This window comes from Xanthomonas sp. SS (assembly GCF_014236835.1).
GTDB lineage: Bacteria > Pseudomonadota > Gammaproteobacteria > Xanthomonadales > Xanthomonadaceae > Xanthomonas_A.
Genome location: NZ_CP051190.1, coordinates 1,187,732 through 1,210,874, shown reverse-complemented (window position 1 = coordinate 1,210,874; position 23,143 = coordinate 1,187,732). Strand labels below are relative to the sequence as shown.

Below are 23,143 nucleotides of genomic sequence, written 5' to 3'. Positions count from 1 at the left end.
GGGCCGGGCAGGCACTGAAATAAGCGGGGGGCATAAGCCGATAACCCCTGCTCCTTTCTGCCCCGCGCAACGAATCCCTAACATCGGTCATCCCTTCTTCCCACCCGGACCGGTCATGACCGCCGCCTCGCCCGCGTTGCCGCCCAGCCCCTTGCCCGACGAGCGCAAGGCGCTGCTGGCGCGGACGGTGGAGGGGCTGGATGCGGCCAGCCTGTGGTGGCTGTCCGGCTATGCCGCCGGCCTGGCCCAGGGCCAGGGCCATGCGCCGCCGTCGCTGGCGGTGTTGCCGGGTGGCGCGGCGGCCAGCCACAGCGCGCAGCGGCTGAGCATCGTCTACGGCAGCCAGACCGGCAACGCCCGCCGCGCCGCCGAACAACTGGCGGCCGATGCCGAGGCCGCCGGGCTGACGGTCCGCCTGCTGCGTGCCGATGCCTACCCGACCCGCGAACTGGCCAGCGAGCGCCTGCTGTACGTGGTCATCAGCACCCAGGGCGAAGGCGATCCGCCGGACGACGCGATCGGCCTGGTCGAGTTCCTGCAAGGCCGCCGCGCGCCCAAGTTGCCCGAGCTGAAGTACGCGGTGCTCGGCCTGGGCGATTCCAGCTACGCCGACTTCTGCGGCATCGGCAAGCGCATCGATGCGCGCCTGGCCGAACTCGGCGCGCAGCGGCTACTGCCGCTGGGCGAGGCCGACCTGGACATCGACAGCGTGGCCGCGCCGTGGCGCACGCAGGCGCTGGCGCAGGCGCGCGAGCTGCTGAAGAGCGCGGCCGCGCCGTCGGCGACGGTGACCCCGCTGCGCAGCGCCGCCGCGGCCGCCTGGAACCACGAGCGCCCGTTCGCCGCCGAGGTGCTGGCCAACCAGCGCATCAGCGGCCGCGATTTCAAGGGTCCGCGCTATGCCGCGCATGGCGTCGCCGACAAGGACGTGCGCCACCTGGAGCTGTCGCTGGCCGGCAGCGGCCTGCACTACGAGCCTGGCGACGCGCTGGGCATCCGCCACCGCAATCCGCCGGCGCTGATCGAGGCCATTTTGACGGCGACGCGACTCGACGGTCATGCCGACGTCACCGTCGATGCGGAGACTCTGCCCCTGCACGAGTGGCTCGCCGCGCATCGCGAACTGACCCGGGCCTCGCGGCCGTTCCTGGCCGCGGTCGCCCGCCGCTCAGCCGCAACCGCGCTGGAACAGCTGCTCGATCCTACCCAGACCGCCGGTCTGGCGGCGTTGCTGGCCGATCACCAAGTGATCGACGTGCTGCGACGCTGGCCGGCGGATTGGGACCATAGTGCGCTGCTGGAGGCGCTGCGGCCCCTGGCCCCGCGCCTGTATTCGATCGCCTCCAGCCGCAAGCGGGTCGGCGACGAAGTCCATCTCGCCGTGGATGTGCTGGACTACCGGGCGCACGGCCACGCCCATGGCGGCGCGGCCAGCGGCTTTCTGGCCGCCCTGGCCGAAGGCGACAGCGCCCCGGTCTACATCGAACCCAACGAACGCTTCCGGGTGCCGGCCGACCCCAGCCGCGACATCCTGATGATCGGTCCCGGCACCGGCGTGGCGCCGTTCCGCGGCTTCGTACAGGAACGCGCCGAGAGCGGTGCCGGCGGCCGCAACTGGCTGTTCTTCGGCGCCCGCCACTTCAACCAGGACTTCCTGTACCAGGCCGAGTGGCAGCAGGCGCTGCGCAGCGGCGAACTGCAGCGCCTGGACCTGGCGTTCTCGCGCGACGTGCAACCGCTGCGCGACGGCAACGTGCCGGACAAGGTGTACGTGCAGCAGCGCCTGCGCGAACACGGCCGCGACGTCTACGACTGGCTGCAGAACGGCGCGCACCTGTACGTGTGCGGCGCGATCGGCATGGGCAAGGACGTGCACGCCACGCTGCAGCAGATCGTGGTCGAACACGGCGCGCGCAGTGCCGAAGACGCAGCGGCCTACCTCACTTCGCTGCAGCGGGAGGGGCGGTATGCGCGCGATGTGTATTGAAGCCGGGATTGGGGATTCGGGATTGGGGATTCGCAAGAGCGCATTTCTGGAGTGTTGCGATCCTTTGCTGTGCTCACCCGTCGGTCTGCTTTGCCAATCCCGAATCCCAAATCACGAATCCCTGCTGCCATGAGCCACTCCGTCGAAGACATCAAGGCCGAAAGCCGCCGCCTGCGTGGGTCGCTGCTGCAGAGCCTGGCCGATCCGGTCACCGGGGCGCTGCGCGAGGACGATCAGACGCTGATCAAGTACCACGGCAGCTACCAGCAGGACGATCGCGACCTGCGCGACGAGCGCCGCCGGCAGAAGCTCGAACCGGCCTATCAGTTCATGATCCGCACGCGCACGCCGGGCGGGGTGATCACGCCTGAGCAGTGGCTCAAGCTCGACGCCATCGCCACCACCTACGGCAACCACTCGCTGCGCGTCACCACGCGCCAGGCGTTCCAGTTCCATGGCGTAATCAAGCGCGAACTGAAGGCGACGATGCAGGCGATCAACGCCGCGCTGATCGATACCCTGGCCGCCTGCGGCGACGTCAACCGCAATGTGCAGGTCGCCGCCAACCCGCTGGCCTCGCGCGCGCACGCCACGCTGTACGCCGATGCGGCGCGCGTGTCCGAACACCTGCTGCCCAATACCCGCGCCTACTACGAGATCTGGCTGGACGAAGAGCAGGTGGTCGGCAGCGGCCAGGAAAACGAACCGATCTACGGCGAAAAATACCTGCCGCGCAAGTTCAAGATCGGCTTCGCGCTGCCGCCGATCAACGACGTGGACGTGTTCGCCAACGACCTGGGCTTCATCGGTGTGCTCGGCGCGGACGGCGAACTGGCTGGCTACAACGTCAGCATCGGCGGCGGCATGGGCGCCAGCCACGGCGACGCCGAGACCTACCCGCGCGTGGCCAACGTGATCGGTTTCATCGCGCGCGAGCAGTTGCTCGATGTCGCCACCGCGGTGGTCACCACCCAGCGCGATCTCGGCAACCGCACCGTGCGCAAGCGCGCGCGCTTCAAGTACACCATCGACGACCATGGCCTGGAGGTCGTCGTCGCCGAGATCCAGCGCCGCGCCGGCATCGCGCTGCAGCCGACCGGCGCGTTCGCGTTCGAGCACAACGGCGACCGCTACGGCTGGAGCGACGGCGAGGACGGCCGCGCGCACCTGACCCTGTCGCTGCCGGCCGGGCGCATCGCCGACCATGACGATGGCGCGCGCCATCTCAGCGGCCTGCGCGAGATCGCCGACCTGCTGCAGCGCGACGGCGATGGCGCGCATTTCCGCATGACATCCAACCAGAACCTGGTCATCGCCGGAATTCCGGCTGCGCAGCGCGAGGCGATCGACACCCTGGTGCGCGCGCATGCGCTGGACACCGGCAACCAGGCGCGCACCGCGCTGGCGCGCGCGGCGATGGCCTGCGTGGCGCTGCCGACCTGCGGCCTGGCGATGGCCGAGGCCGAGCGCTATCTGCCCGACTTCGCCGGCAAGCTGGAACCGTTGCTGGAGCGGCACGGGCTGCGCGAGGCGCCGATCCTGCTGCGCATCTCCGGTTGCCCGAACGGCTGCTCGCGGCCGTATCTGGCCGAGATCGCGCTGGTCGGCAAGGCGCCCGGCCGCTACAACCTGATGCTCGGCGCCGATCACCGCGGCCAGCGCCTGAACACGCTGTACCGCGAAAACATCGGCGAGCCGGAAATCCTCGACGCGCTGGATCCGCTGTTCGCGCGCTACGCCAGCGAACGCGACGCCGACGAGGGCTTCGGCGACTTCCTGCACCGCAGCGGCCTGGTCGCGCTGCCCGGCTACCCCACCCACCGCCATCTCATTCCTTCGGAACTGCACGCATGAGCGCCCTGCCCGCCTCCGCCCACCACGATTCCGCCAATGCGCCGGCGACGGCTTGGGACCTCGATGCGGTCAACGCGCTGCTGGCGCCGATGAGCGCGGTGCAGCGCGTGGCCTGGGCGCTCGAACACGGGCCGGCCGAGGCCGCGCTGTCGTCGAGCTTCGGTGCGCAGTCGGCGGCGACGCTGCACCTGCTGACCCAGCAGTTGCCGGAGATCCCGGTGATCCTGATCGACACCGGCTACCTGTTCGCCGAGACCTACCGTTTCGCCGACGCGCTCACCGACAAGCTCAAGCTCAACCTCAAGGTGTACCGGCCGCTGGTCAGCCGCGCGTGGATGGAAGCGCGGCATGGCCGCCTGTGGGAACAGGGCATGGTCGGCATCGAGCAGTACAACAACCTGCGCAAGGTCGAGCCGATGCGCCGCGCGCTGGACGAACTGAAGGTCGGCACCTGGTTCACTGGCCTGCGCCGCAGCCAGTCCGATAGCCGCGCGCAGACTCCGTTCGTGCAGAAGCGTGGCGAGCGCTACAAGATCAACCCGATCGCCGACTGGAGCGACCGCGACCTGTGGCAGTACATGCAGCAGCACGGCCTGCCCTACCACCCGCTGTGGGAAGAAGGCTACGTGTCGATCGGCGACTTCCACACCACGCGCCGCTGGGAACCGGGCATGCGCGAGGAAGACACCCGCTTCTTCGGCCTCAAGCGCGAGTGCGGCATCCACGAGGACATCTGAAGCGGGCGCGCCGCGGGTCTTCGGCGGACCCGCGCAAGCTTTTTTATAGGAGCGGTTTCAACCGCGACAAACGAAGCGACGAATATCCCGGCTTCGGACACAGTCGGGACTGAAGTCCCTCCTACAGTGCACCCAGAGGCACCTCACGCAGCCTCCCCTGTAGGAGCGGCTTCAGCCGCGACGAACGAAGCGGTGAACCTTCCCACTTCGGATACCGTCAAGACTGAAGTCCCTTCCACAGGGCACCGGGTAAGCTGACCGCAAGCCCCTTGTGGGAGCGACTTCAGTCGTGACGAGCGGAACGAGGAACGCCCCGGATTTCCGATGCCATCGTGACCGAAGCCCTCCCACAGTGCATCAAACGTGTTGGCCGCGAGCCACTCGTGCCCAAACAACACCGCCTCACTCCCGCCGCAGTACCCACCACCAATCCAGCGCCAACATCAGCAACAACGACACCCCGACCAGCGGGAACAGCACGCCGCCGATCGCCAGCAACACCAGCACGCCGCGCAAGGTGCGCCGGTCCGCCGGCAGCGGCGGCACGCCCAATCCGCCGGCCGGGCGCCGCTTCCACCACATCAGCCCCGCGCTGACGCACAACAGCAGGATGCCAAGACACGAGACGATCAGCAGCAGCTGATTGAACGTACCGTATTGCTGCCCCAGGTGCACGTTGATGCCCCATTCCAAGACCTTCGCCATGGGCCCGTAATCGGCGTAGCGCATGTCCAGCAGCACCTTGCCGCTGTACTGGTCGAGGTGGATCACCCGCTGCTGCGCCAGGTCCGGCGGATACACCGATGCGGTGTAGACGCCGCGCGCGCCGCGCGGCAGCGCCACGCTGTAGCCGGCGGCGATCCCCCGCGCCTGGAACCGCGCTACCGCCGCGTCCAGGCCGATCGCACCGGGCTCCGGCGCCATCGCATCCATGGCATCCATCGCCATGCCGCCATGCGCGGCATGCTCCGCATGCGCATCATGGCCGTTGTCTGCCACGTTCGATGCCGAAGGCCCATCCGCATCCGCCGCCACGGGCATCGGCATCGGCATCGGCATCGATGCAGTCTGCGGCAGCTGCGACTGCGGCAACCGCGCCTGGCGCAGCGACCAGGCCGGCACCTCTGCGTCGCTCAGGCGCTGCGTGGACATCGGCACGTCCACGCGCAAGCCAGCCGGATAGCCATAGTGGTGGCCATTGGCGAGACGGTTGACCTGCGCGCCCCAGAACCACGACCACGGCATCCCGGTCAGCGCCAGGAACAGCAGCATCGCGCCGACCACGCTGCCGGTCAGCGCATGCGTATCGCGCCAGAACACGCGCTGCGGCGGCCGGCCGCGCACCGTGGTGACGCCGCCGCCGCGGCCGCGCGGCCACCACAGATACGCACCGGTCAGCACCAGCAGGATCGCCCAGCCGGCGGCCACTTCGATCAGCGCGCTGGCCCATGGCCCGACCAGGGCGAGGCTGTGCAGGCGCCGGATCGTCCACGCCACGGTGCCGTGCTCGGGCAAGCTGCCCAGCACCCGCGCCCGGTACGGATCCACGTACACCACCGCGCGACGTCCATCGGCGGTGCCCACGGTCACTTCTGCCGACGCGTCGCGCTGCGCGGGTGTGGTGTAGCGCAGCGCCTGTCCCGGTTGCGCCGCCAACGCAGCGGCGAGCAAGCGCTGCGGCGCCACAGCCTGCGCTTGTGCCGGCACCGCGACCGTCTTCAACGCACGATGGAAGTAGCCATCGATCGGCTGCTGGTAGACGAAGGCGGCACCGGTCAGCGCCAGCCACGCCAGCAACGGCAACACCAACAGGCCCGCGTAGAAATGCCAGCGCCACACGGCGCGGTAGAAGCGCGCCGGCGGCGCCGCTGCCGGGTTCGGCATGGCCATCACCAGCCCCAGCTGAGGCTGGCGTACAGCGCGCGGCCGTCGCCCGGCGAATAGCCGGAGGAGCCGCTGTCGTACCAGGCGTAGACGTAGTGACGGTCGGTCAGGTTCTTCAGCTGCAGCGACAGTTCGCGCTGCGCGCGCCACGCCCAGCTCGCGCCGACGTTGGCCAGCGCGTAACCGCCGTAGCGCCCCAGCGTATTGCTGCGCTCCACGTAGTAATCGCCCTGCGCATTGCCCCAGGCCGACAGCTTCAGCCGCGGCGTGGCCTGCCAGTCGATACCGGCGCTGGCCAGGTAGTGCGGCACGTTCTCGATCTCCTTGCCGCGCGTGGCCGGCGCGCTCGGGTCGGGCGTGACGATCAGCGCGCGCTGCCGCGAATACGCCAGCCACAGCGTCCAGCGCTCGTCCGGACGCAGGTTCAGCTGCGCGTCCCAGCCGCGGCGCAGGGTCTTGCCGACGTTGCCGACCTCGCCGGTGCCGACCGTGCCGTCGACGCCGAGGATGGTCGCCACCTCGTCGGAGGCGCGCTGCTCCCAATAGGCGATGCGCGCATTCAGGCGCTTGGCGTCGGCGAACTTCAATCCGGCTTCCCAGCCGTCGTTGTACGACGGTGCCAGGTTGCCGGGCTGGCTGCGATAAGCACCGTTGCCGCTGCCGATCTGGAAGGTGCGGCCGATGTTGGCGTAAGCACTGGTCTGCGCGGTCAGCGCGAACACTGCGCTGAGCTTGGGCTGCTTGATCGCGCCATAGGCGTAGGCCGGGTAGCGCGCACCACCAAGGCGATCCAGGAAGCTGCCATCGACCCAGTCCACGCGGTAGCCCGGCACCAGTTGCAGGCGCTCGAACGGGCGGATCACCGCCTGCACATAGGCGCCGCGCGTGTCCAGATCGAAATCCCAGTCGCGCAACGGCGCGGTGCGCACCCGCGCCACGGTGCGATAGCGCTGCGACGTGTTGTCCTGCCATTGCCCGTCGATGCCGCCTTCCAGCGCGAACGACGTCGCCCAGTCCACCTCGGGACGCCAGCTGGCCTTGGCCAGGAAACCGCGCTGGGTTTCGTCGGTATCGCGTTCCTGCTGCGCGCCGGCTTCGGTGAAGCGCACCCAGCGCTGGTTCTGGTAGCGATTCCAGTACAGCTTGGCGCTGCCCTGCACGGCATCGGCCAGTTGCGCATCCAGATGCAGGCTCACCTGCCCGGTCTGGCGTTCGCTGCGGTCGTCGCGCGCATAGTCCGGCGAACTGCGCGGCGCGCGTTGCGCACTGGCGTAGTCCAGATAGCCCGCCTCCAGCGCTGCGTTGCGGTAATAGCGCGCACTGAGCCCGGCGCGCCAGGTGGCGTCCGGCGCGGTGTAGAACCACTTGCCGGCGAAGGCGCGCTTGCGCGCGTCGGCATGGTCGCGGTAGCCGTCGCCGTCGCGCCACGCGGCGAAGTAGTTCTGGCTCCAGCCGCCGCGCTCGATGCCCTGACTGGCCTGCACCTCGCGCGTGCCGAAGCTGCCGGCGGTGACGCTGGCGCGGCCGTCGTTGCCGCCGCTGCGGGTCAGCACATCGACATTGCCGGCGATGGCGTTCAAGCCGTAGCGCGGATCGTTGGTGCCGCGCACGATCTCGATCGCGGCGATGTCCAGCGGAAACACCGCATCCAGGTACGGCATGCCGCCGGCGTTGTCGTTGCTGGGAATGCCGTCGATCAGCAGCTTGACCGCGTTGACCCGGCCTTCGCCGTTGAAGCCGCGGAACGAGAAGCGGCCGGCGTCGGTACCCATCTTGAACTGGGTGACCTGCACCCCGGGCGCGCGCATCAGTAGCTCCCAGCTGTAGTCCACGTGCTGGTCCTGCAGCAGGTCGCCGCCGAGGATGTCCACGGAACTCAGGACGCTGCGCGCGGTCGGCAAGGACAGCGGATCGGCGCTGACCTGGACCTTGCCCAGGGTGAGGGCGGAATCGCCGGGGGGAGGTTGCACGCCGCTATCGGCCGCGCGCGTCGGCGCGGTCACGCTGGCCGCGAGACACACGCAGCTGTACGCCGCCATCCGCGGCAGGGAAAAGAAACGGATCATCGATGGCTCCATCAGCACGAAGACGTACCGCGGCGATGCCACGGCACGAAAGAACAGCCGTTCGTGTTTCAGGAGAACAAAGGAGGCCCGCGTGCGGCGTGAGCGCGCCAGACGCCAGAGTCCACCACCGGCGCGCGCGGCGCGGCCAGCGGCGCGTGCGGGCGCAACCACGGCAACACCAGCAACAGCACAGCCAGCAAAGGCAGCAGGCGCGCGGCCAGCAGGCAGTAATCGCATGCCTGTTCGTGCGCCATGCCGCCGCCGTCATGGGCGCCGGCGTGGGCAGGCGACGACACCGCAGGCAACGCAAGCACCGATTGCAGGCCGCTGCTGGTGCACAGCGCCCCGGCCGCGGCAGCGGCCCAGTCGCCGGAGCGCGCCTGCTGCCAGCGGCTCAGCAACGGCGCAGCCAGCATCAGCACGATCGCCAGCATGGCGAGCGTTGCCCAGAACGACGTTGGCTGGCGGCGACGGATCACCGCGGCAGTCTAGTCGAGACCTCGCGGCACGCCAACGCGACATAAGCGCGCATCTTCCGGCACGCGGAACATCCGCCGGCCGTGGGCACCAAGGCCAGCTACGGTCCTCCATCCGCTGGCTTGGTCATCCGCAATTGATTCGTCCGCATTGCAGCGGCGCGCGAAGCGTGAACGAACCGGATGGCGCCTTCGAAGCAACCCCGCCTGCCGCATGCCACGCGAGGCTCGACGCACGCTAGCTCCCCGCGTCCCACCCGACAGGGCACAGCACGCCACATGCCGGCCGCAACCTGACTGCAGTCGCTTGCCTCATTTCGTAATTTCTGGAATTATCGAAACGATGAACGCCGACAGCACCGTTTCCGCCCTGCGCGCGCTCGCCCACGGGCACCGCCTGGCCGCCTACCGTGCGCTGGTCCAGGCCGGGCCGGACGGCATGGCGGTGGGCGAATTGCGCGCCGCACTGGGGCTGCCCGCAGCCACGCTGACCGCACACCTGCACGTGCTGCGCGGCGCCGGCCTGATCGCCGACGAACGCCAGGGCCGGGTGATCCGGTTACGCGCCGACTACGCACGCATGTACGCGCTGATCGGCTTCCTGACCGAGAACTGCTGCGGCAACGGCGCCTGTTCCACCGACGCTGCAGCACCCGCCGCCGCGCACACGCCATAGCGCGGCCCCCCCTTGTCGCACCGAGTCCCCCGATGAGCGCCATCACGATCTACCACAACCCCGCCTGCGGCACCTCGCGCAATGTCCTCGGACTGATCCGCAACAGCGGCGCGGAACCGACCGTGGTCGAATACCTGAAGACCCCGCCGGACCGCGCCACCCTGCAGGCACTGATCGCGGCGCTGGGCATCCCGCTGCGCGAGGCGATCCGGCAGAAAGGCACGCCCTACGCCGAACTGGGCCTGGACGACCCCACGCTGAGCGACGACGCACTGCTCGACGCGATGCTGCAGCACCCGATCCTGCTCAACCGGCCGATCGTGGTTACCGCGCTGGGCACGCGCCTGTGCCGGCCGTCGGAAACGGTGCTGGAGATCCTGCCCTCGCCGCAGCGCGGCGCCTTCGCCAAGGAAGACGGCGCACCCCTGATCGACGCGGACGGCCGCCGTGTCGGTTGACCTGTCCGAGCTGCCGAACCTGGACCCGGCCGCGTTCGTGCGCCCGGATCCGCTGGCGCTGGGCGCCGCCCGTGCCACGCATCTGCCGCGCATCCTGCTGCTGTACGGCTCCTTGCGCGAGCGTTCCTACAGCAAGCTGCTGGCGCTGGAAGCGGCGCGACTGCTGCAGGCGATGGGCGCGGACACGCGCCTGTTCGATCCGAGCGGCTTGCCACTGCCCGACGCCGCCCCCGACAGCGATGCGAAAGTGCAGGAACTGCGTGAGCTGACCCTGTGGAGCGAGGGCATGGTCTGGTCTTCTCCCGAACGGCACGGCGCGATGAGCGGCGTGCTCAAGGCGCAGATTGACTGGATCCCGCTCAGCCAGGGCGCGCTGCGCCCCACCCAGGGCAAGACCCTGGCGCTGCTGCAGGTGTCCGGCGGTTCGCAGTCGTTCAATGCGCTCAACCAGATGCGCGTGCTCGGCCGCTGGATGCGCCTGCTGACCATCCCCAACCAGTCGTCGGTGGCCAAGGCCTGGCAGGAATTCGACACGCCCGGACGGATGCGCCCCTCGCCCTATTACGACCGGCTGGTGGACGTGATGGAGGAACTGCTCAAGTTCACCCTGCTCACCCGCGACCTGGCGCCGTACCTGGTCGACCGCTACAGCGAACGCCGGCCGGGCACCGACTCCCTGGCCGCGGCATCGGGCGCGGCACCGCCTGCGGTCGTTGCGCCGACGTGAAGACGGCGTCGTCGAGATGTGTGCCCGGTACCCTAGACTGAGCGACTTACCGCCGCCGAGCCGTTCGCATGTCTTCCGTCGCATCCGCTGCCGGCCCGGTCTATTGCGCCGCCAAGCCCGGCAACGAAACGCTGCGCCTGGACGCGCTGCATAGCTACGCGATCCTGGACACGCCGCGCGAGCCGGCCTTCGACGACATCACCCGCCTGGCCGCGATGATCTGCCAGACCCCGATCGCGGTGGTCAACCTGATCGACAGCGAGCGGCAGTGGTTCAAGAGCGAGATCGGCCTGGGCGCCAGGGAGACGCCGCTGGCCACCTCGATCTGCGCGCATGCGCTGCTCGAGGACGACCTGCTGCTGGTACCGGATACGCGCGAGGATCCGCGCTTCGCCTCCAATCCGCTGGTCACCGGCGCAGAGCGCCTGCACTTCTATGCCGGTGCCTTGCTGAAGACCTCCGACGGCCTGCCGCTGGGCACGGTCTGCGTGCTCGACCGGCGCGCGCGGCAGTTGACTTACGAGCAGATCGAAGCGCTGCGCGCGCTGGCGCGGCAGGCGATGGCGCAGCTGGAACTGCGCAAGGCGCTGGCCCTGGCGCAGGAATCCAACCACTACCGCAGCCGCCTGCTGGCCATCGCCGGCCACGACCTGAAGACGCCATTGCGCACCGCCTCCTACGCGCTGGCCAAGGTCCAGCGCCAGCTCGACGCGGTCAGCGGCGTGCCGCTGGACGAAGCGCGCAAGGCGCTGAACCAGGTCGCCGCCGGCCTGGACGAACTCGCCGCCAGCGCGGTCGCCGGCGGCGAGCACAGCCTGCCGGTGCTGCGCGACGTCGCCCTGGCCGACCTGCTCGGCCCGATCCTGGACACCTGGCGGCCGCAGGCCGCGGCCAAGGGACTGCGGCTGCGCTACGTGCCGACCACGCTGCGCGTGCGCAGCCATGCCACGCTGCTGGCCACGTTGCTCGGCAACCTGCTCGGCAACGCGGTCAAATACACCGGGCACGGCTCGGTGCTGATCGGCTGCCGACGCCGCCGAGACCAGGTGCTGGTGGAGATCATCGACAGCGGCATCGGCATGGACGGCGACAGCCTGCGCCACCTGTTCCAGGCCTTTCGCCAGGCCGATCCGCGCAGCGAAGGCCTCGGCCTGGGGCTGTGGATCGTGCGCCGCACTGCCGAAACGCTGGGCTGCAGCGTCGAAGTGCGCAGCCGCCCGGGCCAGGGCAGCCGCTTCTCGGTGACCCTGCCGCTGGCGAGCGCGGCCAACGCCTGAGCGCGGCCGCACCGCGCGCGCCGTAGCGCGCGCGGCACTGCGGGTTATTCCTTCAGCACCATGTCGATGCACAGCACCGCGGCCATGATCAGGATGCGCACGTCGTCCTCGGCCGGCACCGCATTGTCGATCGCGAGCATGTAGTTGTCGGCCGAGGTGAACAGCTCCTTGCCCAGCCCGGCCCACTTCTTGGATACACGCGCCAGTTCGCGCTCGCCCTGCACGAAGCGGAAATCCCAGCTGGTCCACTTGCCGCGCAGCGTGCATACCAGTTTCTCGCGCGCATCGAGCACGTCGAACTTGCCGCCGATGGAGAAGAACTTCTGGCTGAAGGAGCCGACCAGGCGATCGTGCTCGTCGAGCACCTCGACCTTGGACAGGAACAGCGAAAACCCGCGCTTGACCGTCAGCACCTTCTGCCCGTTCGGCGTGCGCACTTCGACCTGGAACGGGGTCATGCGCTTGTAGTCGGTGAACCGGAAGATCTTGGTGAACACGCCCAGGTTCGGCTCGCGGCACTCGAGCACCTGCTGGTTGCTCTGCGGATCGAACACGTCGTAGTTGTTGGCGGCCTTGAACATGCCGACCTGCTCCTTGACGAAGAACAGGTTCTGCTGGAGGACGGGGTGCATGGACATCCTTGTGTTGGGTAAAAGAGCGCGCACCGTAGCGGCCGCGCGCCACGATGGCAATGGCAAGCCCTGACGGCGCGGCATCCGCGCGCAGCGACGAGCGCGCCGTTCGCGCAGCGCCGTCGGCGATCGCCGCTGCGGATGCCATCCGACCGGAGCGGCCAGCGCCAGGCGCGGCGAAGACGCCGCCGCGCCGCCGCTCAGCTGGTGATGGTCTGGGTCAGCTCTTCCCAGCTCGGCGGGGTCGGCCAGTCCGGTTCCTGGTTGCCTTCCATGACCCGGCGCAGGTCGCGGGTGTCGATCTGCGGCGCCAGCACATGCACCAGTTCCAGCGCGTAGTCGCGCAGCACGCGGTCGCGCGGCAGCACCGCCCAGGCGATGCACTCGGGGATCTCCGGCGGCGCCGGCCAGGCGCGCAGGTCGGTGTCGCCGGCATGCACCGCCATTTCCGCGAGCAGGCCGACGCCGAGGCCGGCGCGCACGTAGGTCTTGATCAGGTCGGCGTCGAGCGCGGTCAGGGCGATGCTCGGCTCCAGCCCGAGCCGGGCGAAGGCGCGCTGCAGCGAGGAGCCGGAGCGGGTGGAGGATTCGTAGCTGATCAGCGGCTGCACCGCCAGCGCGGCCATGTCCGGCACCCGCTTGGGCACGTCCAGCGCATGCCCGCGCGGCACCAGCACCAGCCGCCGCCAGCGGTACAGCGGCACCGCGATGCCGGCGCCCGGCTCGCTGCCGGCGGTGCTGACGATGGCGATATCCGCATCGCCCTGGCTGAGCAGGTCCAGCGCCGCACTCTCGGCGGCCTGCTGCAGGTGCACGCTGACCTGCGGATACGCCAGCTTGATCTGCGCCACCGCCGGCGGCAGCACGAAGCGCGCCTGGGTGTGGGTGGTGGTCAGGGTCAGCTGGCCCTGGCTCTCGCGGCGCTGGTTGGCGGCGTAGGTGCGGATGTTGTTGGCCTCGGCCAGCACCGCGCGGGCGCGCTCGATCACTTCGCGGCCGGCCGGGGTCACCATCTCTAGGCTTCGACCCTTGCGCACGAACAGCAGGAAACCGAGTTCGTCCTCCAGTTGCTTGAGCTGCTTGGACAGCCCCGGCTGGGTGGCGTGCACGCGCGCCGCGGCCAGGGTGATGTTGAGATCGGCATCGGCGATGGCGACGAGGTAGCGGAGTTGGGTCAGCGTCATCGGAGCGAGGGCGAGGCGCCGCCTGGCGGGAGCAGCCACGACTGTAGTGGAAATGGGCCTCTCACCTTATAACCGAAAGCTATCTGGTAGAGGCATGAAGTCATTTCCGGAGGCTATAAGCCGGCGCTACGGTCACTCCTCCCACCTCCTTCCTGCGTTGCGACCGCCGTGAGCCCTGCCCCGATTGCGTTGTATCCGGACCTGTGCGAGCGGCCCGTGCTGGTGGTCGGCGGTGGTGCCACCGCCGAGCGTCAGGTGCAGGCGCTGCTCGCGGCTGGCGCTCTGCCGCGACTGGGTGCACCGGCACTGACGCCGGCGCTGCAGGCCTGGGCTGATGCCGGACGCGTCCAGTGGCTGCGCGGCCGCTTCGATGGCGCCTGGCTGGACGCGGTGTGGTATCTGGTCGCCGCCAGCGACGACGACGCGCTGAACCGGCAGGCGCTGCAGGCCGCCGCCGCGCAGCGGGTGCTGGCGCAGGACGCATTCGGCACAGCCGGTACGGTCGCAGCCACGCCGTCGACTGACGGCGCCGGCGACGGCATCGGCGCATCCGCCGCCGCAGCGCAGGCGCAAGCGATCCGTCCCGGCACGGTGACCCTGGTCGGGGCCGGCCCCGGCGATCCCGGCCTGCTGACGCTCAACGCGCTGCACGCGCTGCGCAATGCCGACGTGGTGCTGCACGACCGCCTGGTCAGCGCCGCGATCCTGGAGCTGCTGCCGGGCACTGCCGAGCGGATCGAAGTCGGCAAGTCGGCCAGCGGCCACAGCGTGCGCCAGGAGCAGATCCACGCGCTGATGCTGGAACACGCGCGGCGCGGGCGCCGCGTGGTGCGGCTGAAGGGCGGCGATCCGTTCGTGTTCGGCCGCGGCGGCGAGGAACTGGAATACCTGCGCGCGCACGGCGTGCCCTACGCGGTGGTGCCGGGCATCACCGCGGCGCTGGCCTGCGCGGCCTACGCCGGCATCCCGCTGACCCATCGCGAGCACGCGCAGTCGCTACGCCTGGCCACCGCGCATTGCAAGGAATCGTTCGACACGCTGGACTGGGCCGCGCTGGCGCAGGAACGGCAGACCCTGGCGGTGTACATGGGCGTGGCCGGACTGGATACGGTGCGCGAACGCCTGCTGCGCGCCGGCCGCGCCGCCGACACCCCGTTCGCCCTGGTGGAAAACGGCTCGCGCCCGCAGCAGCGGGTGGTGGTCGGCACCCTGGCCGACCTGCCCGACACCGCCCGCGCGCACCAGGTGCGTTCGCCGGCGCTGCTGATCCTGGGTGAGGTGGCCGCGCTGGCGAGCACCCTGCACTGGTTCGGCGCCGCGCCGCTGACCGCGCCGCCCTCACCTTTCCCGAAGCCGGCCGTGCCTACCCTGGCCCACGCCGCCTGACCCGCATCCCTTTTCCGGAGACCCTGCGCATGGCCATCTACGACAACATCCTCGACACCATCGGCCACACCCCGATCGTCAAGCTGCATCGCCTGCCGCCCGCGCAGGTCGAACTGTACGTCAAGGTCGAGGCGTTCAATCCCGGCGGTTCGGTCAAGGACCGGCTGGCGCTGGCGATCGTGCTCGACGCCGAGGCCAAGGGCCTGCTCAAGCCCGGCGACACCATCGTCGAAGCCACCTCCGGCAACACCGGCGTGGCCCTGGCGATGGTCGCCGCCGCGCGCGGCTACAAGTTCGTGGCGACGATGGTGGAGACCTTCTCGATCGAGCGCCGCAAGCTGATGCGCGCGTACGGCGCCAAGGTGATCCTGACCCCGGCCGCCGAGCGCGGCAGCGGCATGGTGCGCAAGGCCGAGGAACTGGCCCAGCAGCATGGCTGGTTCCTGGCCCGCCAGTTCGCCAACCCGGCCAACCCGGCCTACCACCGCAGCACCACCGCCGCGGAAATCCTGCGCGACTTCGCCGGCCGCCGGCTCGACCATTTCGTCAGCGGCTGGGGCACCGGCGGCACCCTCACCGGCGTCGGCGAAGTGCTGCGCGTTGCCCGTCCGGACGTCCGCATCACCGCCACCGAGCCGGCCGGCGCGGCCCTGCTGCAGGGCCAGGAGTGGAAGCCGCACAAGATCCAGGGCTGGACCCCGGACTTCGTGCCCGAGGTGCTCAACCGCGAGGTCTACGACGAAGTGCTGAGCGTGGAGGACACCGACGCGATCTCCGTCTCGCGCCGTCTTGCCGCCGAGGAAGGCATCTTCACCGGCATCTCCGGCGGCGGCACCGTGGCCACCGCGCTGCGCGTGGCCGAGACCGCGGCCCCCGGCTCGGTGATCCTGGCGATGCTGCCCGACACCGGCGAACGCTACTTCTCCACCCCGCTGTTCGCCGACATCAACGAAGGCTCCGACGACGACTGGCTGGCCGGGCTGCCGTAAGCGCCATGGCGACGCGGGAATGCAGCCGCTTCGACACGCACTTGCGGCGCGTGAGCAGGATGCACTTGTGGGAGGGACTTCAGTCCCGACGCGTTGTGCCACCGGAAAGCACACCACTTCGCTCGTCGCGGCTGAAGCCGCTCCTACAGGGACTTGCGGCGAGCCAACTGGGTGCACTGTAGGAGGGGCTTCAGCCCCGACAGGCTGTGTCCGAAGTCTGGACTTCCCCACTCCGCTCGTCGCGGCTGAAACTGCTCCTAAAGGGACTTGGGGCGAGCCAACTGGGTGCACTGTGGAAGGGACTTCAGTCCCGACGCATTGCGCCGCCGGAAAGCGCGTCGCTTCGCTCGTCGCGGCTGAAGCCGCTCCTTGTATCTGGACATAGCGCTCCTATGGCGTTATGTCTTCCGACTGATCATCGGAGGAGGTGCGGGAAGTCCAGTCGCTCCTGAAGCTTCGAGCTTGTGCTGTAGATCGGCTCGCGCCCTCCACATGCTGGCCCATCGGTGTCCGAACGGTATCCAGAGTCCGCCCTTGGCGTGAACTCGCATCCACAAGGCAGGACCGGGCGCAGCGATGATCGCCTTCACCCTACGATGGAGGATTCTTCATGCTCCTAGTCGTCGGTATCGACGTCGCCAAATGCAGTTTCGACCTGGCCATCGAACTGGCCAACGGCAAGCACCGCACCAAGGCCAAGCTCCCCAACGAGCAGAAGGGCTTTCAGGCACTGCAGACGTGGCTACAGACCCATGCGCAGGCCGATAGCTGGATCGTGATGGAGGCCACCGGCGTTTACCACGAGGCCCTGGCGGAGTTCGTGTATGCGCTCGGCTACCGCGTCTGTGTCCTCAACCCAGCGCAAACGGCGCTGTATGCGCGCAGCCAGCTGACCCGGGTCAAGACCGACCGCAGCGATGCCAAGCTGATCGCCAGCTACGGCGCACGCCACCAAGAGCAGCTACGGCCCTGGCAGCCCGATCCGCCGACACTCAAGCAGCTCAAGGCGCTGGTACGCCGTCGCGGCGATCTGCAGCAGATGCTGCAGATGGAGCGCAACCGTCTGGACGTGGCCGGGTCCGCCGTGCAGGACTCCTTGCACACGCATATTGCCGATCTGCAGGTCCGCATTGCCGAGATCGAACGGGCGATCGAGGACCATATCGACCAGGATCCGACCTTGCGCGGACAGCGCGAACTGCTGGTGAGCATCGACGGCATTGCCGACACCAGCGCGGCATTGATGCTGGCCGAGCTGGGCGATGTGGCCCGCTTCGCCGATGCCGCGGCGGTGACGGCGTTTGCGGGCCTGAACCCGCGACTGCAGGAGTCGGGCAAGCGCCAGGGCCAGGTCTGCATCTCCCGCACCGGCTCACCTCGCCTGCGTGCCGGACTCTACATGCCCGCGCTGGTCGCCATGACCCACAATCCGATTGTCCGGGCGCTCAAGCAACGCCTGCGCGAGCGCGGCAAAGCCAACAAGCAGATCATCTGCGCCGCCATGCGCAAGCTGCTGCATATCGCCTACGGCGTCCTCAAATCACGGACGCACTTCGATCCTGAAAAGGCTCTTGCCTGTTAGCAGGGAAGACGGTATCTACAGGGACTTGCGGCGAGCCAGCTGGTGCACTGTAGGAGGGTGCTTCAGCCCCGACAGGCTGTTTCCGAAGCCTGGACTTCCCCACTCCGCTCGTCGCGGCTGAAACTGCTCCTAAAGGGACTTGGGGCGAGCCAACCGGGTGCACTGTGGGAGGGACTTCAGTCCCGACGCATTGCGCCGTCGGAAAGCGCGCCGCTTCGCTCGTCGCGGCTGAAGCCGCTCTTACAGGGACTTGCGGCGAGCCAACTGAGTGCACTGTAGGAGGGGCTTCAGCCCCGACAGGCTGTGTCCGACGTATGAACCTCTCACACTTCTCTCGTTGTGACTGATCGCCCGAGGCCATGCAGCACCGCTTCCACGATGGCGATGTCAGCGCGCGGCGAGCGCGGATCGCTGCGGCAGCGATGCGGCGTCCTCCGCCTGCGGACGCTGCGCGTCCAGCGCCGACGCACGCAGCAACAACTGCGCGGCCACCGCCAGTGCGATCACCGCCGGTGCCTTGCCGTCGATGCCGGGCAGACCGATTGGGCAGGTCAGCCGCGCCTGCGAGGCCGCGCCCAGGCCGTCGTGGCGCAGCCGCGACAGGAACCGCGCGCGCTTGGACGCCGAGCCGATCAGGCCGACGAAGCCGGCCTGGCCGCTCAGCGCCGCCGAAGTGAGCCGATAGTCCAGCGCGTGGTCGTGGGTCAGGATCAGCAGCATCGCATCGGCCGGCGCCGCCGCGGCACGCGCGAGCAATGCCGTTTCCTGTAGATGCTCCGCGCCGGCGGCAGCGGCCAGGTCGGCGCGCGGATCGGACCAGGTCAGCGCGAACGGCAGGCCGTGCAACGCCCGCGCGATGGCGATGCCGACATGACCGGCACCGAACAGATACAGCGGCGTGCACCGCGGGCCGATTGCCTGTGCCAGCAAGGCGCCGGCCACGGGCGCCGGTGCACGCAGCGACAGCGCTTGCGGCGGCGCATCGCCGATGCGGTGTTCGAGCCTGCCGAGCCGCAGCCGGGTCAGCAGCGTGCGGCCCAGCGTCGCCTGCCGCAGCCAGTCGCTGCGCACCGGGTCCAGCCGTTCCAGCAGCAGGCGCACGCGGCCGCCGCAGCACTGGCCGAGCAGGTCGTCGGTCTGGGCCTGCGCCGCGCATTCGCCGCACCTGCCGCTGCAGCGCACAGCGCGCGCAGGCGCGGCCGCGCCCAGCGTGTAGTCCTGTACCTGCCAGCTGCCCGGCGGCTGCGCGAGGAGTTCGCGCGCCAGCGCGCAGGTGCGCCACTCGAGCACGCCGCCTCCGATGGTGCCGATGCTGCCGTCGGCGCTCACCAGCATGCGCGTGCCGGCCTCGCGCGGGGTCGAGCCGGCGGTGGCCAGCACCGTGACCAGCGCGGTCGCGCCGCGCGCCAGTGCCGCTTCGGCCTGCAGGCTCCAGTCAGCGCGCATCGGCGCGCCGTGCCGCGATCGCGGCCAGGATCCGCTCCGGCGTGGCCGGCGCATCCAGCGCCGGCAGCCCCGCGCCCGGCGCCGCCGCGGCCACCGCCTGGGTCAGCGCCGAGAACACCGAGATCGCCAGCATCAACGGCGGTTCGCCGACCGCCTTGGAACGGTGGATGGTCGCCTCGCTGTTGCGGCCGGCCTGCCACAGGCGGATGTCCATCCGCGCCGGGCGATCGCTGGCGGTGGGAATCTTGTAGGTAGAGGGCGCATGCGTCAGCAACCGGCCGTGCGCGTCGTAGACCAGTTCCTCGGTGGTCAGCCAGCCCATGCCCTGGACGAAGCCGCCCTCGATCTGGCCCAGGTCGATCGCCGGATTGAGCGAGCGGCCGACGTCGTGCAGCACGTCCACCGCCAGCACCTTGTGCTCGCCGGTCAGCGTGTCGATCACCACTTCGCTCAGCGCCGCGCCGTAGGCGAAGTAGTAGAACGGGCGGCCGCGGTGGCTGGCGCGGTCGTAGTGGATCTTCGGCGTGGCGTAGTAGCCGCTGGCGGCCAGCGAGATGCGCGCCATGTGCGCCTGCCGGCACAACGCGCCGAACTCCAGCTCCAGGCTGCCGGCGATGACCTTGCCGGCGGCGAAACGCACCTGCGCCGGCGCCACGCCGCCGCGCTCGGCGGCCAGCGCGGCCAGGCGTGCACGAATCTCGCTGGCGGCGTTGTAGGCGGCCATGCCATTGAGATCGGTGCCCGAGGACGCCGCAGTGGCCGAGGTGTTGGGCACCTTGTCGGTGCGCGTGGCGGTGATGCGCACGCGCTCGACATCGATGCCGAACACGTCGGCGACGATCTGCGCGACCTTGATCATCAGCCCCTGGCCCATCTCGGTGCCGCCATGGTTGAGCTGCACCGAGCCGTCGGCATAGACCAGCACCAGCGCGCCGGCCTGGTTGAGGTGACTGGTGGTGAAGCTGATGCCGAACTTCACCGGGGTCAGCGCCAGGCCTTTCTTCAACACGCGGTGGCGCGCGTTGAACGCGGCGACCGCCGATTGCCGCGCGGCGTAGTCGGCATGCGCGGCTAGTTCCTCGATCAGCGCCGGCGCGACGTTGTCCTCCACGGTCATGCCGTACGGGGTGACGTTGCGATCCGGCGCCGCGTACAGGTTGATGCGGCGCACCGCCAGCGCATCGCGGCCGAGCGCGGCGGCGACCGCGTCCAGCACCCGCTCGATCGCCAGCATGCCCTGCGGCCCGCCGAAACCACGGAACGCGGTGTTGGACACGGTATGCGTGCGCAGTCGGTGCGAGACGATCTCCACCACCGGCAGCCAGTAGCAGTTGTCGGCATGGAACATCGCGCGGTCGTTGATCGCCAGCGACAGGTCGGTGGTGGCGCCGCAGCGCGAAGCCAGTTCCAGGCGCAGCGCCAGGATGCGGCCGTCGTCGTCGAAGCCGGCGCGGTAGTCGACCACGAAGTCGTGACGCTTGCCGGTGATGCGCATGTCGTCGTCGCGGTCGTAGCGCAGCTTGGCCGGGCGCCCGGTCAGTGCGGCGACCAGCGCGCAGGCCGCGGCCGGCGCCGCCGCCTGGGTCTCCTTGCCGCCGAACGCGCCGCCCATGCGCCGCACTTCCACGGTCACGTCGGCGCTGCTCAGCCCGAGCAGTTCCGCGATCAGGTGCTGCACCTCGCTCGGGTGCTGGGTCGAGGACAGCACATGCAGCTGCCCCTGCTCGCCGGGCAAGGCCAGCGCAACCTGCCCTTCCAGATAGAAATGCTCCTGCCCGCCGATCTCCAGCGCGCCGCTGCACTGCCGCGGCGCCGCGGCCAGGGCGGCATCGACATCGCCGCCGCGCGCCATGCGCTGCGCAGGCTCCAGCACCGCGCCGGCGGCACGCGCCTGGGCGATGCTGAGCAGCGCCGGCAGCGGCGCGTATTCGACCAGCGCCAGCCGCGCGGCGCGCCGTGCCGCGGCATGGCTGTCGGCGGCGACGACGAACAGCGGCTGGCCGTGATAGAGCGCTTCGTCGCGGGCGAACAGCGGGTCGTCGTGCGCGACCGGAGCGACGTTGTTCTCGCCCGGAATATCGGCGGCGGCGAACACCGCCACCACCCCGGGCGCCGCGCGCACCGGCGCCAGATCCACGTGCAGCAAGCGCGCATGCGCGTGTTCGCTCAGGCCGAACGCCAGATGCAGCAGGCCCGGCGGCTCCGGCAGATCGTCGATATAGCGCGCCTGGCCGCTGACATGCGCCTGCGCGCTGTCGTGGCGCAACGAACGGTGCACCTGCGGCAACGCCGCGTCGCTGGCGGCCGGCCCGTCAGCCATCGACCAGTTCCAGTGCCAGCACCGACAGCGGTTCGTGCAGATGCGCGTGCCCGATCCACAGCCGCCGCAGCAGGTTGGCGGCGACCGCCAGCCGATACGCCGCCGAGCCGCGCGCATCGCTGAGCGGGCTGAAGTCCTGCGCCAGCGTGGCCGCGGCGGCTTCGACCGTTACCTCGCTCCATGGCTGGCCGAGCAAGGCCTGTTCGGCGCCACGCGCACGCTGCGGAATGCCGGCCATGCCGCCGAAGGCGATCCGCGCCTGCGTCACCGCGCCATCGTCGATGCGCAGCGCGAACGCGCCGCAGACCGCGGAGATGTCGCTGTCGAAGCGCTTGCTGAGCTTGTCCACGCGGTACAGCGTGGCGGGCGGCGGGCGCGGCACGTACACGCTTTCGACGAATTCGCCCGGCTGCCGTGCCTGGCGGCCGTAAGCCAGGAAAAACTCCTCCAGCGGCAAGGTCCGTCGCGCATCGCCACGGCGCAGCGTCAGGGTGGCGCCGAGCGCGATCAGCGCCGGCGGCATGTCGCCGATCGGCGAGCCGTTGGCGATGTTGCCGCCGATGGTGCCGGCGTTGCGCACCTGGGTCCCGCCGATGCGCCGCACAAGTTCGCCCAGCGCCGGGTGCAACGCGGCCAGCGCGGCGTGCGCTTCGCTGTAGCGCACGCAAGCGCCGATGTGCAGGCCGTCGGGCGTGTCGTGCAAGTCGCGCAGCTCGGGGATGTCGCCGATGAACACCACATCGTCGAGCACGCGCTGCTGCTTGGCCACCCACAGGCCGACATCGGTGGCGCCGGCGACTAGGCGCGCGTCGGGACGTTCCAGCAGCAACGCGGCCAATGCGTCGGCGCTGCGCGGGGCCGTGCTGCGGCGCACGCGGCCGGCGGTCGCATCGGCATGCGTCTGCAGCAACGCGGTCTGGCGGCGCAGCGCGCGCAAGCCGGCGAGCGTGGCCGCGTCGTCGCGCGGCGCCACCGGCACCGCCGCGCCAGCCTCCAGGATCGGGCCATAGCCGGTGCAGCGGCACAGGTTGCCGGCGATCACGTCGGCCAGCGCCGCCTGCTCGGTGCCCAGCGCACCGATGCTGCGCGCGTACAGCGACATTACGAACCCTGGCGTGCAGAAGCCGCACTGCGATCCATGGCGCTGCACCAGTTCTTCCTGCAGCGGATGCAGTGCACCCCCGGTAGCAAGGCTCTCCACGGTCAGCAGCGCCTTGCTGTCGAGCATCGGCACGAACAGGATGCAGGCGTTGAGCGCGCGCCAGCGCACCCGCTCGTCGCCCTCGGCACCGGCCAGTTCGCCGACCAGCACCGTGCACGCGCCGCAATCGCCTTCGGCGCAGCCTTCCTTGCTGCCGGTACGGCCGAGCCGGTAGCGCAGCAGATCGAGCACGCTGGCGGTCGGGTCCACCGCTTCCAGTTCCAGCACTTGCCCATCCAGCAGGAACCGCACCGCGTCCAT

The 23,143-nt window shown here is 69.9% G+C and carries 18 protein-coding genes; 10 read left to right on the top strand and 8 right to left on the bottom strand.

Going from position 1 to position 23,143, the window contains the following annotated elements:
* Positions 1-115 precede the first annotated feature (115 nt).
* The 3 genes from HEP74_RS05095 (at position 116) to HEP74_RS05085 (ending at position 4,578) form a co-directional block, all read left to right on the top strand.
* On the top strand, positions 116-1,987 hold the full coding sequence (locus HEP74_RS05095) for an assimilatory sulfite reductase (NADPH) flavoprotein subunit (RefSeq protein WP_185815483.1): 1,872 nt from the start codon (positions 116-118) through the stop codon (positions 1,985-1,987).
* Positions 1,988-2,116: 129 nt separating this feature from the next.
* Positions 2,117-3,841, top strand: a complete 1,725-nt coding sequence (gene cysI / locus HEP74_RS05090; RefSeq protein ID WP_185815482.1) for an assimilatory sulfite reductase (NADPH) hemoprotein subunit — start codon at positions 2,117-2,119, stop codon at positions 3,839-3,841.
* On the top strand, positions 3,838-4,578 hold the full coding sequence (locus tag HEP74_RS05085; RefSeq protein WP_185815481.1) for a phosphoadenylyl-sulfate reductase: 741 nt from the start codon (positions 3,838-3,840) through the stop codon (positions 4,576-4,578). Before cysI ends, HEP74_RS05085 begins: the two co-directional genes overlap by 4 nt.
* Positions 4,579-4,980: 402 nt before the next feature.
* Here the strand turns inward: HEP74_RS05085 and HEP74_RS05080 are convergent, their stop codons facing one another.
* The 3 genes from HEP74_RS05080 to HEP74_RS05070 form a co-directional block, all read right to left on the bottom strand.
* Entirely contained in the window at positions 4,981-6,468 is a 1,488-nt protein-coding gene (locus HEP74_RS05080) for a PepSY-associated TM helix domain-containing protein (protein ID WP_185815480.1), read from the bottom strand.
* Entirely contained in the window at positions 6,468-8,528 is a 2,061-nt protein-coding gene (locus tag HEP74_RS05075) for a TonB-dependent receptor (protein WP_255423678.1), read from the bottom strand. The genes HEP74_RS05080 and HEP74_RS05075 overlap by 1 nt, the downstream gene beginning before the upstream one ends.
* Positions 8,529-8,596: 68 nt before the next feature.
* The gene (locus tag HEP74_RS05070) at positions 8,597-8,962 is read right to left on the bottom strand and encodes a DUF2946 family protein (protein WP_185815479.1); all 366 of its coding nucleotides are present in this window, start codon (positions 8,960-8,962) and stop codon (positions 8,597-8,599) included.
* Positions 8,963-9,347: 385 nt separating this feature from the next.
* On the opposite strand from HEP74_RS05070, the gene HEP74_RS05065 reads away from it, so the two are divergent.
* The 4 genes from HEP74_RS05065 to HEP74_RS05050 all read left to right on the top strand — a co-directional run bounded on the left by HEP74_RS05065 (position 9,348) and on the right by HEP74_RS05050 (position 12,142).
* A complete protein-coding gene (locus tag HEP74_RS05065) occupies positions 9,348-9,680 on the top strand; it encodes an ArsR/SmtB family transcription factor (protein WP_185815478.1) in 333 nt (110 codons plus the stop codon).
* 32 nt (positions 9,681-9,712) lie between these two features.
* The gene (gene arsC, locus HEP74_RS05060) at positions 9,713-10,138 is read left to right on the top strand and encodes an arsenate reductase (glutaredoxin) (RefSeq protein ID WP_185815477.1); all 426 of its coding nucleotides are present in this window, start codon (positions 9,713-9,715) and stop codon (positions 10,136-10,138) included.
* Positions 10,128-10,865: an arsenical resistance protein ArsH gene (arsH, locus tag HEP74_RS05055; RefSeq protein ID WP_185815476.1), complete on the top strand. Its 738-nt coding sequence runs from the start codon at positions 10,128-10,130 to the stop codon at positions 10,863-10,865. Before arsC ends, arsH begins: the two co-directional genes overlap by 11 nt.
* Positions 10,866-10,933: 68 nt before the next feature.
* Positions 10,934-12,142, top strand: coding sequence for a sensor histidine kinase (locus HEP74_RS05050; RefSeq protein WP_185815475.1), 1,209 nt, complete (start codon positions 10,934-10,936; stop codon positions 12,140-12,142).
* Positions 12,143-12,186: 44 nt separating this feature from the next.
* Here the strand turns inward: HEP74_RS05050 and HEP74_RS05045 are convergent, their stop codons facing one another.
* Both HEP74_RS05045 and HEP74_RS05040 read right to left on the bottom strand, forming a co-directional pair.
* Positions 12,187-12,774 carry an LURP-one-related family protein gene (locus tag HEP74_RS05045; protein ID WP_185815474.1) on the bottom strand — a complete coding sequence of 196 codons (588 nt, stop codon included), beginning with the start codon at positions 12,772-12,774 and terminating at the stop codon, positions 12,187-12,189.
* 200 nt (positions 12,775-12,974) lie between these two features.
* A complete protein-coding gene (locus HEP74_RS05040; protein ID WP_185815473.1) occupies positions 12,975-13,958 on the bottom strand; it encodes a LysR family transcriptional regulator in 984 nt (327 codons plus the stop codon).
* Between the two features lie 168 nt (positions 13,959-14,126).
* Here HEP74_RS05040 and cobA point away from each other — a divergent pair, with 168 nt between their 5' ends.
* The 3 genes from cobA to HEP74_RS05025 all read left to right on the top strand — a co-directional run bounded on the left by cobA (position 14,127) and on the right by HEP74_RS05025 (position 17,915).
* Positions 14,127-15,344 (top strand): uroporphyrinogen-III C-methyltransferase, encoded by a 1,218-nt coding sequence (cobA, locus tag HEP74_RS05035; protein ID WP_185815472.1) that lies wholly within the window; start codon positions 14,127-14,129, stop codon positions 15,342-15,344.
* 29 nt (positions 15,345-15,373) lie between these two features.
* Positions 15,374-16,333 (top strand): cysteine synthase A, encoded by a 960-nt coding sequence (gene cysK, locus HEP74_RS05030; protein WP_185815471.1) that lies wholly within the window; start codon positions 15,374-15,376, stop codon positions 16,331-16,333.
* A 610-nt stretch (positions 16,334-16,943) separates the two neighbouring features.
* Positions 16,944-17,915: an IS110 family transposase gene (locus tag HEP74_RS05025; protein WP_185815470.1), complete on the top strand. Its 972-nt coding sequence runs from the start codon at positions 16,944-16,946 to the stop codon at positions 17,913-17,915.
* Between the two features lie 387 nt (positions 17,916-18,302).
* Here HEP74_RS05025 and xdhC read toward each other — a convergent pair whose 3' ends face one another.
* The 3 genes from xdhC to xdhA are packed head-to-tail and all read right to left on the bottom strand — an operon-like array spanning position 18,303 to position 23,143.
* On the bottom strand, positions 18,303-19,361 hold the full coding sequence (xdhC, locus tag HEP74_RS05020) for a xanthine dehydrogenase accessory protein XdhC (RefSeq protein WP_185815469.1): 1,059 nt from the start codon (positions 19,359-19,361) through the stop codon (positions 18,303-18,305).
* On the bottom strand, positions 19,351-21,681 hold the full coding sequence (gene xdhB, locus HEP74_RS05015) for a xanthine dehydrogenase molybdopterin binding subunit (protein WP_185815468.1): 2,331 nt from the start codon (positions 21,679-21,681) through the stop codon (positions 19,351-19,353). The genes xdhC and xdhB overlap by 11 nt, the downstream gene beginning before the upstream one ends.
* Positions 21,674-23,143 carry a xanthine dehydrogenase small subunit gene (xdhA, locus tag HEP74_RS05010; protein ID WP_185815467.1) on the bottom strand — a complete coding sequence of 490 codons (1,470 nt, stop codon included), beginning with the start codon at positions 23,141-23,143 and terminating at the stop codon, positions 21,674-21,676. Before xdhA ends, xdhB begins: the two co-directional genes overlap by 8 nt.

Bases quoted from the DNA above. Each gene is read 5' to 3' on its own strand.
- HEP74_RS05085 (WP_185815481.1), top strand. From the start codon at position 3,838: ATGAGCGCCCTGCCCGCCTCCGCCCACCACGATTCCGCCAATGCGCCG.
- arsC (WP_185815477.1), top strand. From the start codon at position 9,713: ATGAGCGCCATCACGATCTACCACAACCCCGCCTGCGGCACCTCGCGC.
- HEP74_RS05025 (WP_185815470.1), top strand. From the start codon at position 16,944: ATGCTCCTAGTCGTCGGTATCGACGTCGCCAAATGCAGTTTCGACCTG.
- cysI (WP_185815482.1), top strand. From the start codon at position 2,117: ATGAGCCACTCCGTCGAAGACATCAAGGCCGAAAGCCGCCGCCTGCGT.
- HEP74_RS05050 (WP_185815475.1), top strand. From the start codon at position 10,934: ATGTCTTCCGTCGCATCCGCTGCCGGCCCGGTCTATTGCGCCGCCAAG.
- HEP74_RS05095 (WP_185815483.1), top strand. From the start codon at position 116: ATGACCGCCGCCTCGCCCGCGTTGCCGCCCAGCCCCTTGCCCGACGAG.
- HEP74_RS05065 (WP_185815478.1), top strand. From the start codon at position 9,348: ATGAACGCCGACAGCACCGTTTCCGCCCTGCGCGCGCTCGCCCACGGG.
- HEP74_RS05045 (WP_185815474.1), bottom strand. From the start codon at position 12,774: ATGCACCCCGTCCTCCAGCAGAACCTGTTCTTCGTCAAGGAGCAGGTC.
- HEP74_RS05075 (WP_255423678.1), bottom strand. From the start codon at position 8,528: ATGATCCGTTTCTTTTCCCTGCCGCGGATGGCGGCGTACAGCTGCGTG.
- HEP74_RS05040 (WP_185815473.1), bottom strand. From the start codon at position 13,958: ATGACGCTGACCCAACTCCGCTACCTCGTCGCCATCGCCGATGCCGAT.
- cysK (WP_185815471.1), top strand. From the start codon at position 15,374: ATGGCCATCTACGACAACATCCTCGACACCATCGGCCACACCCCGATC.
- xdhC (WP_185815469.1), bottom strand. From the start codon at position 19,361: ATGCGCGCTGACTGGAGCCTGCAGGCCGAAGCGGCACTGGCGCGCGGC.
- HEP74_RS05070 (WP_185815479.1), bottom strand. From the start codon at position 8,962: ATGCTGGCGATCGTGCTGATGCTGGCTGCGCCGTTGCTGAGCCGCTGG.
- xdhA (WP_185815467.1), bottom strand. From the start codon at position 23,143: ATGGACGCGGTGCGGTTCCTGCTGGATGGGCAAGTGCTGGAACTGGAA.
- xdhB (WP_185815468.1), bottom strand. From the start codon at position 21,681: ATGGCTGACGGGCCGGCCGCCAGCGACGCGGCGTTGCCGCAGGTGCAC.
- HEP74_RS05080 (WP_185815480.1), bottom strand. From the start codon at position 6,468: ATGGCCATGCCGAACCCGGCAGCGGCGCCGCCGGCGCGCTTCTACCGC.